The organism is Kurthia populi (genome assembly GCF_042686175.1).
Taxonomy (GTDB): domain Bacteria; phylum Bacillota; class Bacilli; order Bacillales_A; family Planococcaceae; genus Kurthia; species Kurthia populi.
Genome location: NZ_JBHUOR010000004.1, coordinates 1 through 9,805 on the forward strand (window position 1 = coordinate 1; position 9,805 = coordinate 9,805).

Here is a 9,805-nt window from a genome sequence, read left to right on the forward strand (position 1 = left end):
GCTAACTCCTCGGGTCATTTCGCTCTCTCCGACGTGACAAAAAGAGTCACTTGTCGAGAGCTATAAATGCCCATCGGAGTTAAACGAGCGCTTTCATCACTTATGGTTATCCGGATTCAGGCGCTAACTCCTCGGGTCATTTCGCTCTCTCCGACGTGACAAAAAGAGTCACTTGTCGAGAGCTATAAATGCCCATCGGAGTTAAACGAGCGCTTTCATCACTTAGTGTTATCCGGATTCATCGACTAGATTCTCGGGTCAAATCACTTCTTCCTACGTGGCTAGGCGCCACTTGTCAGAAGCTTTATTTGCCCGTCGAATCTGAACGAGTCGATTCATCACTTAGTGTTATCCGGATTCAAACACCAGTGCTTCGGGTCGTTTCGTTCCTTCCGACGCGACGAAGAACGCCGCTTGTCAGGAACTATAAACGCCCGTCAGCACTAAACGGTGTTTTCATCACTTATGATTAAATTAATTTGCTTTGTAGTTTTTCTTCACTGAAGATCCAGCCTGTGTATGACCGAACGATGTTATACTCTTCATCGACATGTGCGACAGCTACGAATGGATATCGATTATTACTACGGTAGCGCAAATCGATGAGACGAATTTCTTGTAGGCCATTTTTTAGCATGCGCATCTCCCAGCGATAAATAGGCGAGAAGGACACGAAAGATTTAAAGTTTTCATCTTTTAAGACTGCATCAAATAAAGGCGTTTTTGGTAATGGCTCAATTTTAAATTTATCGTAAATTGTGATGGAGCGGCCATATGCGCGTCCAACATAATGATGTGTTTTGGAGTTTGCGGCTACACGATACTGTAAAAAGTAGCGTGTAGGTGATAAAATAACTTCTTCTGCATCGGGTACGGTATTTTCGACAGCGGTAATAACGGCTCGGTGTAGCCAAATGCGTACGAGGTAATAGCCGATAAGGACGATATAGAGTGTTGTCATCGTCGGAACGGGTGGGGCACCGAACGCCCATGCGGCAATCGCCACAACATGTAAGCCGAAGATAATCGGGTCAAATGTGTTGATGATGCCCAGCGCAACCCATTTTTTGGAGAATGGGCGCACTGCCTGGGTTCCGTACGCATTAAAAATGTCGACAAACACGTGAAGCCCGACTGCACCGAATGCCCAAATCCATACGTGGAGGGCATCTGCAGAAGGGAATAATAAATGCAGAACAAGTGTAATAAGCAACGGCCATATAATAACGGCCGGAATGGAATGCGTAATACCGCGGTGATGGCGAATATAAACGGCGTTATTGCGTAATTTCAAAATGGTGTCGATATCGGGTGCTTGTGAGCCGAGGATAATCCCGGTTGCAACGGCTGCAAATGTTGCAGGATGCGATGCGACGACAGGGTCCGCTAGCGCAAGTCCACTGATGGCGACACTCATAACTAAGTGTGTACCTGTATCCAAAAAATCAGCTCCTTAGTGCCAATTTCAATCATTACATTAGAGTTCTATTTTACAATATTTTACTCGTTTCTACGAGCAATAAATGAGGGGGAAACGATTTGTATCGTTATACGAAACAATTTCAAAAAGCACTTGTTGAATGGTTTAACCGTGAAAAACGAGACTTGCCGTGGCGTCATACGACCGACCCATATAAAATCTGGGTTTCAGAAGTAATGCTACAGCAAACACGTGTTGATACGGTCATTCCATACTACGAAAATTTCTTAGAAAAGTTCCCGACAGCACAAGCACTAGCTGATGCCAATGAGGAATTTCTCTTGAAGCAATGGGAGGGCCTTGGCTATTATTCACGCGTCCGTAATTTACAAGCGGGTGTACGAGAGGTAGTCGAAAATTATGGCGGTGTTGTACCAAAGACCCGCGAAGAAATTTCAACATTAAAGGGCGTCGGTCCATACACAGCAGGGGCTGTACTCAGTATTGCCTATGGTGTGCCAGAGCATGCAGTCGATGGCAATGTCATGCGTGTATTAAGTCGTGTCTTAATGATTGATGAGGATATTGCGCTACCGAAAACGAAAAAAACATTTGAACGCGCGGTCATGGAGCTCATTGACTATGATAATCCATCTGCTTTTAATCAAGGATTAATGGAGCTCGGGGCGATGGTTTGCACACCGACATCACCAAGCTGTCTACTTTGTCCGGTGCGCGATTATTGTACAGCCTTTCATGAAGGGGAGCCGGAAAAACTGCCGGTGAAGACGAAAAAAGTGAAAACGAAAAAAATTCCGTATGATGTGTTTATCGTCGAGGACGAACAGGGACGTATTTTAATGGAGCAACGTCCAGAAACAGGCCTACTTGCGAATATGTGGCAGTTCCCGATGGTCGAAGTGAAGAAAGAGGTTGTGACGGATAGCGTTATGGCGGAATTGTATCATTTTGAACTTGCTGGTAAAGATCATTTAATGCCACTAAAACATGTATTTTCACATCTTGTGTGGCAGATGGATGGCTATATACTACGTGCAACTGATGTAGAAGAACCGCCAGAACGTGCGGCGTGGTTGACGCTAGACGAGGTTGAAAAATTACCGCTTTCTGTATCGATGCAGAAATTTTTAGCACAATATCGTATTGAACGCCAAAAATTGTAAAAAATTCAATGGATTTTCGGGATAATCGCAGTTTTTAACTACACCTTTGTTTGTAGGATTGTTATAATGTTACAAAAGCACTTTTTTATGAGTGCTTACAAAGGTGGGGCTTGTAATGGCGATTCCAGCAGTAGGGGAAATCGTACAAATACATAGTTATAAGCACAATGGCCGCATTCACCGCGTATGGCAAGAAACGATGGTACTAAAAAGTACAAATAAAGTGATCATCGGAGCAAATGAACGCACACTCGTTACCGAATCGGATGGCCGAACATGGTTGACGAGGGAGCCTTCAATTACGTATTTTCATTCGGAATTGTGGTATAACATTATTTGTATGCTAAGAGAAGATGGCGTTTATTATTATTGTAATATGAGTTCGCCGTTTGTATTCGATCACAACGCAATAAAATATATTGATTATGATTTAGATGTTAAGGTCTTTCCAGATATGTCGTATACACTTCTTGATGAGGATGAGTACGAAGAGCATCGCCAATTGATGAATTACCCACAAGTTATCGATAGTATTTTAAAAGCAAATTTACAAAAGCTAATCCAGTGGGTGGAACAACGTCGTGGTCCATTTGCGCCTGACTTCATTGAAGCATGGACAAATCGCTTTAAGTTCCAACGCCAATTAAACGATGAAAAAAAGCAACAAAATCCAGAACATGATTAACACCATAAGCTGTTTTGGTGGAAAAAAGGAGCTGTCTCACACGGTGGGACCGTTCCTTTTTTGTTTTTCTGAGTCGATTTAGTAAAAAAATCCATGGATATATGCTACAATGAATCTCGCATTTTTGACGAAAGGATCTGAAGCGCATGGGCAGTATGAAGCGTTACATGCAGTTCGTTTGGCCATATAAATGGGATATCGTCATTACGTTTTTAATCGGGGTTGTGAAGTTCTTAATTCCGATGGCGACACCGTTTATCATGAAGATTGTTATCGATGATATTATCGGTGCCGATGAGCTAACGAAAGCACAACAAATGGAAGGTCTCGCGTGGTGTATTGGCATTGTTGCTATTTTATTCTTTGTTATCCGCCCACCTGTCGAGTTTTTCCGTCAATATTTTGCACAGCGTGTCAGCAACCGTATTTTGTACGATATCCGTACGAAGTTGTATGCGCACCTGCAAAAGCTAGGATTAAAGTTTTATTCAAATAACCGTGTCGGCGATGTCATTTCTCGTACGATTAATGATGTTGAACAAACGAAAGAATTCGTCATGACGGGGTTAATGAATATTTGGATTGACCTTGTAACGGTCGTTATTGCGATTGGTATCATGATGATGCTTGATGTGAAGTTAACACTGATTACATTAATTGCACTACCGTTTTATATGATTAGTGTAAAATATTTCTTTACAAAATTACGTGCGTTAACACGTGAACGTTCAAAAGCATTAGCTGGTGTACAAAGCTATTTACATGAGCGTGTGCAAGGCATGAATATTATTAAAAGCTTTACGCTTGAAAAACATGAGCAAGGCATCTTTGCTGAAACAAACGGCAATTTCTTAAATAAAGCTTTAGCTCAAACGCGCTGGAATGCCTATACATTCGCGGTCGTGAATACGATTACGGGATTAGCGCCAGTCGCGGTACTTGGTTATGCCGGGTATCATGTGATTCAAGGTAATATTACGATTGGTACGATGGCCGCATTTATCGGTTATATCGATATGCTGTACAACCCACTTCGTCGTTTAGTGAATTCATCGACAACACTGACACAGTCGGTTGCCTCAATGGATCGTATGTTTGAATTATTTGATGAAAAATATGATATTGAAAATAAAGCTGACGCCATTGCACTCCCTCCTGTAAAAGGGCAGGTTACCTTTAATGATGTGTCGTTCCGCTATAACGATGAGGGGCGTAATGTGCTAAGTAATATTGACTTCTCGATTCAGCCAGGACAAACGGCGGCATTCGTCGGCATGAGTGGTGGCGGGAAATCAACGATTATTAGCTTGATTCCACGTTTTTACGATGTCCTCTCAGGTAGCATTAAAATCGATGGGCATGATGTACGTGATGTGACGCTTGAAACATTACGTGGTCAAATCGGTATTGTGCAGCAGGAAAATATTTTATTTAGTGACTCTGTACGTGAAAATATTTTAATGGGGAATCCTTTTGCAACGGATGAAGATATGATTGCGGCCGCAAAAGCTGCAAATGCACATGACTTCATTATGAATTTACCAGGGGGCTATGATACGCCAGTTGGGGAACGCGGTGTGAAATTATCAGGGGGACAAAAGCAGCGTGTAGCGATTGCGCGTGTATTCCTTAAAAACCCGCCGATTTTAATTTTAGACGAAGCGACCTCAGCGCTTGATCTAGAGAGTGAGGCATTGATTCAAGAATCACTCGACCGTTTGGCGCATAATCGTACGACTTTAATTGTGGCGCACCGTTTATCAACGATTACACATGCAGACCAAATTATTGTGATTGACCACGGGGAATTAAAAGAACGTGGTACTCATGCAGAGCTAATGAGTAAACCAGGAATTTATCATGATTTATTCAATGTTCAAAAATTAGATTAAAAAAAGAGACTGGTACAAAGCACGTCATTTTTCTTTTTTTAGTGTTTAAAACGAAAAACCGGAACCGCGCCACCGCGCGATTCCGGTTTTTCTTATGCTCATAGGAGCGGTTGTTTTTAAGCTTCTTTAATTACAAAATATTATCTTCATCACGTTCAGTTAATAATTCACTTGAATGATATGCCTGATATGCCGTAATAAGTGTATCGAGATGCTCTAAATTTTCTTCATAATCTAAAATACGAGATAAAATGTGAAGCAGGTGATAGCTTGAAAATTCCTCATCACCCTCTCGCTCATGCTGCTCGATGACATAGTCTGCGAATATATCCATGATTTCATTACGTTGTAAAAATTCATCCTGGCCAATCCAGGTCGTATGATGCGACTTTAGCTTACCAGTGTATTTTAAAAATAGTTGCTCATGGTAAGTAGATAAGAAGTCGAGGCGCTCCTGAATCATAATATGGAAGCGTTCGGGCATATTCGCAAGTTCATTTTCATGAATGAACAGACGATTTAGCGTTTCTAAACTTTTATTCGTTGTAATCAGCATTTGACGATAAATGACGAGTTTACGCTTTTTGGCGAACAACGCCTTTTTCGTATACGTACGTTCTTCTTTATAAAGTGCATAAATTTGGTCGAGCTTTTTTTGATGATCACGTAATGTACGCACGGATTGCTTTGTCGATGTATGCTCGGATGCTTGGCGCACAGCAAGGCGTATCCAACGTGTAATGTCATCTTGTAAATATTTTGTTGAGGCAAATAACCGTGTTTCATATTTGGGTGGTAGGAATACAAGGTTGACGATAAAGGCAGCAAGCACCCCAATCATCACCGTTGTGAAACGAATGACTGCGAATAATAAAAATTCATCAAAGGCTTCGATTTTTTGACCTTCCATAATAACGATGACGGTCACAAGTGCTAATGAGACACTGCTGGTCAACTTTAATTTCATCATGATTAATAGTGTTACGATAACGGCAAAGCCAGCAACGACTGGTTCTACCCCAAAAATGGACGCGAACACAACTGCGCTGACAGCTCCAATAACATTCCCTTGTATTTGCTCGATAATTGTTTTATACGAGCGATAAATTGATGGCTGAATCGCAAAAATAGCGGCGATACCAGCGAATATAGGTGATGGCAAGTGGAGCCATTCAGCTAAATAAAAGGCGAAGACGATGGCAACGCCGGTTTTTAATATACGGGCACCTAATTTCATTGTTGAAATGGCAACCTCTCTTTCATTCAATATAGTTGTACTTTAACATGTTTCAAGCATTGCTTAAAGGAACTTGTTACAATAAAGAAAAGGGGGTTTTTAATATGACAAACTTAGTTGGCAAAAAAGCGCCAAGCTTTACATTACCAAATGAACAGGGTGAGCGCATCTCTTTAAGCGATTTTGCAGGGAAAAAGGTCATTCTTTATTTTTACCCGAAAGATATGACACCAGGATGTACGACAGAAGCATGTGATTTTCGTGATGCACACGCAGATTTTTCAGATTTAAATGCTGTTGTAGTTGGTGTGAGCCCGGACCCAGCAGCACGACATACAAAATTCATCGACAAATATGAGCTACCATTTTCATTATTAGCAGATGAAGACCATGAAGTTGCGGAAGCCTATGGTGTTTGGCAATTAAAGAAAAACTTTGGTAAAGAATATATGGGCATTGTCCGCTCGACCTTTTTAATCGACGAGCATGGCACTGTTGTGAATGAATGGCGCAGTGTTCGCGTGAAGGACCATATCGCCGAAGTACTAACAACACTACGGGAAGGAGCCGAATAGATGATTTATTTTACGTTTGATCCACGACCAGATTTGAAAGAAGATTTACTAAAAAGTTTTCCAAATGAGGAGTTTGTGTTTTCACGCACGGTCGAGGATACGGATTTAGCACGTGCTGAAATCATCGTGACCTATGGTGAGGATTTGACAGAGGCGCATATTGCGACTGCCAAAAACCTACAGTGGATTATGGTAGCCTCTGCTGGTATCGAAAAAATGCCAAACGCAGCGATTGCGGCGCGTGGTATCCCAGTAACAAATGTACGCGGTATTCACAAAGTACCGATGGCTGAATCTGTTCTTATGCACATTTTAGCGCATTACCATTCTTTGCCACAAATCTATCAGTATGAAACAAAACATGAGTGGAAACGTAACTTAAAGCAACGTGAACTGTTTGGCTCAACAGCCGTTATTCTTGGGCCGGGTGCCATTGGCGGCGAGATTGGTCGTCTCTTAAAAGGATTCAATGTGACGACAATAGGTTGCAATCGTTCAGGGCGTGATGCGGCATATATGGACAAAATGGTATGCTTTGACGAACTGAAATCCGTGCTGCCAGCAGCGGATATTGTCGTATCTGTATTACCTGATACGGAGGAAACAAAGCATTTAATGACAGCACAGCATTTTGATGCGATGAAGGATACCGCGCTATTTATGAATTTTGGACGCGGTTCACTTGTGGAAACAAACGTTTTAATAGAAGCGTTAACCGAAAATAAAATTGGTGCGGCTGTGTGTGATGTTTTTGAAACAGAGCCATTACCAGTTGATTCACCCCTATGGGATTTACCTAATATGACCGTATCTCCACACGTTTCAAGTCATTCATCACGTTACCTAGAGCGCAGCTTCGCAATCTTTAAACCAAATTTAGAGAAGTGGCGTAGCGGTAATCACGAGGAATTAGAGAACTTTGTCGATTTAACATTAGGTTACTAATTGAGAATGTATAGATGCTAATTGAAAACTAAATCATTTTCATCAGAGGACTATCGTTCATTTTAATCAATAAAGTTGACAGTAATGCCATGTGACAGGTACACTTATTAATAACAATTATAAATTAATAATTTGTATGAAAGAGGTGCATGGCGATGTCTGAAACGCAATTAAAAAATGCACTCGACACGCTAAAGACTACGGGCGTACGTATTACTCCGCAACGTCATGCGATTTTAGAGTATTTAATCGAAACAATGACGCATCCAACTGCGGATGATATTTATAAAGCATTAGAATCGAAATTCCCAAATATGAGTGTGGCGACAGTTTACAACAATTTACGAGTATTCCGTGAAGCGGGCCTTGTAAAAGAGTTAACATATGGTGATAACGCTAGTCGCTTTGATTTCATCACATCGAAACACTATCATGTGATTTGCTCATCATGTGGTAAAATCGTTGACTTCCATTATCCTGGACTAGACGAGGTTGAGCATGTAGCAGCGCAAGTAACCAATTTTGAAATCAATTCACACCGTATGGAAATCTACGGTACATGCCCAGAGTGTCAAGCGAAGAGTGAAGAAGTAAAGACGGCATTATAAGTTAAAACGAGATAACAACAGGAATCGCATTTAAGTATGCGGTTCCTGTTGTTCTTTTTTGCAGGGAACAATAGCGACATTTGATGTTTCACGCTATAATCTACATGGAGACCAATTGTTTAGGGGGAGAATAGTTAATGGATTTACATTTACGACCGATTTATCAGGAACGCGCAAGTGATTCAAATACACTAGGTGTTATCTTAGTTGAAAAGATTGATTCAGTGAGCCCGATTACCGACAATTTTGATACAGTGCTTTTTATTATTACAAAGGATAATGAAAAACCTATTTTTACAAAACACTATTCATTTGATAATAATAAAAAGGCAGTTATGCATACTATTACCGAAAAGCAAATTCAAAAGTGGCTGATTGTTGGCTACAATAAGAAGATTGTCGATTGGTTATTTTGTGGCAAGGTATTATTTGATCGTAATGAATATGTAGATACATTAAAGAAAAATCTCAAAAACTATCCTTTTGAAGGACGTCAAGTGAAGCTAGGTGTTGAGTTTGCGAAAATGATTCGTCGCTATGAAGAGAGTAAAGTATCCTTTGATGCACGTGACTACTTTGATGCATACAATCATATGATTGAAGTGTTACACCATTTAGCGCGCCAAACGATTATTCAACAAGGCCGTTATCCTGAGGTGACGGTGTGGAATCAATTAAAAGGCTACAATGTAGAAGTGTACAATCTTTATGAGAAATTTATTACGAGTCACAAAGAAATCAAGGAACGCTTATTAGAAATTTTCGATATAATTAAAATGTTAATAGAAGAAAGTGTAGAAGAGAGCGCACAACATCTATTAGAAGTAATGAAGCAAAAAGCGCATTGGAGTGTACAGCAACTACATGAAGATGAGGAATTAAATGTCTATTCGGTAAACCTTGAATTTTTCGTTGAGTTTCTAGTGGAGAAAGGCTATATTGAAATAGACCGAATCGAGACGAAGAGTCCGGGTGTTTTCCATCGTTATTATACGGTGAAAAAAAAGTGATAAAAAACGCTTGACGGTTATTAATAACTATTGTATTATATTACTTGTCCTTGAAACACAGGGCATCGCAACATAACAAACGAACGAAAAAAACTTTTTAAAAAAGTTGTTGACTTCTTAAAAGTTATGATGATATAATAAGTGAGTCGTTAAGATAACGGCAAACGAAATGAACCTTGAAAACTGAACAAGCAAGATGTAATCACAATAAATTCGGTTCAATTGAATCGAAAAAATGTTATCAAGCAA

The 9,805-nt window shown here is 40.5% G+C and carries 9 protein-coding genes; 7 read left to right on the forward strand and 2 right to left on the reverse strand.

The features are described 5' to 3' along the window. Positions 1-469: 469 nt before the first annotated feature. Positions 470-1,441, reverse strand: a complete 972-nt coding sequence (locus ACFSY7_RS00815; RefSeq protein WP_380146486.1) for a metal-dependent hydrolase — start codon at positions 1,439-1,441, stop codon at positions 470-472. Positions 1,442-1,539: 98 nt separating this feature from the next. Between ACFSY7_RS00815 and mutY the strand changes: the two genes are divergently transcribed. The 3 genes from mutY to ACFSY7_RS00830 all read left to right on the forward strand — a co-directional run bounded on the left by mutY (position 1,540) and on the right by ACFSY7_RS00830 (position 5,181). After that, positions 1,540-2,604 carry an A/G-specific adenine glycosylase gene (gene mutY / locus ACFSY7_RS00820; protein ID WP_380146487.1) on the forward strand — a complete coding sequence of 355 codons (1,065 nt, stop codon included), beginning with the start codon at positions 1,540-1,542 and terminating at the stop codon, positions 2,602-2,604. 115 nt (positions 2,605-2,719) lie between these two features. After that, positions 2,720-3,289, forward strand: coding sequence for a nucleoside tri-diphosphate phosphatase (ntdP, locus tag ACFSY7_RS00825; protein ID WP_126989186.1), 570 nt, complete (start codon positions 2,720-2,722; stop codon positions 3,287-3,289). A gap of 146 nt (positions 3,290-3,435) precedes the next feature. Next, positions 3,436-5,181: an ABC transporter ATP-binding protein gene (locus tag ACFSY7_RS00830; protein WP_380146488.1), complete on the forward strand. Its 1,746-nt coding sequence runs from the start codon at positions 3,436-3,438 to the stop codon at positions 5,179-5,181. A gap of 130 nt (positions 5,182-5,311) precedes the next feature. Here ACFSY7_RS00830 and ACFSY7_RS00835 read toward each other — a convergent pair whose 3' ends face one another. Next, positions 5,312-6,418 (reverse strand): FUSC family protein, encoded by a 1,107-nt coding sequence (locus ACFSY7_RS00835; RefSeq protein ID WP_380146489.1) that lies wholly within the window; start codon positions 6,416-6,418, stop codon positions 5,312-5,314. A gap of 104 nt (positions 6,419-6,522) precedes the next feature. Here ACFSY7_RS00835 and bcp point away from each other — a divergent pair, with 104 nt between their 5' ends. The 4 genes from bcp (at position 6,523) to ACFSY7_RS00855 (ending at position 9,556) form a co-directional block, all read left to right on the forward strand. Further along, entirely contained in the window at positions 6,523-6,993 is a 471-nt protein-coding gene (bcp, locus tag ACFSY7_RS00840) for a thioredoxin-dependent thiol peroxidase (RefSeq protein ID WP_126989189.1), read from the forward strand. Continuing rightward, a complete protein-coding gene (locus ACFSY7_RS00845) occupies positions 6,994-7,938 on the forward strand; it encodes a D-2-hydroxyacid dehydrogenase (RefSeq protein WP_380146490.1) in 945 nt (314 codons plus the stop codon). A 155-nt stretch (positions 7,939-8,093) separates the two neighbouring features. After that, positions 8,094-8,546 (forward strand): peroxide-responsive transcriptional repressor PerR, encoded by a 453-nt coding sequence (gene perR / locus ACFSY7_RS00850; protein WP_186439696.1) that lies wholly within the window; start codon positions 8,094-8,096, stop codon positions 8,544-8,546. Positions 8,547-8,683: 137 nt separating this feature from the next. Further along, a complete protein-coding gene (locus ACFSY7_RS00855; RefSeq protein ID WP_380146491.1) occupies positions 8,684-9,556 on the forward strand; it encodes a nucleotidyltransferase-like protein in 873 nt (290 codons plus the stop codon). Positions 9,557-9,805 lie beyond the last annotated feature (249 nt).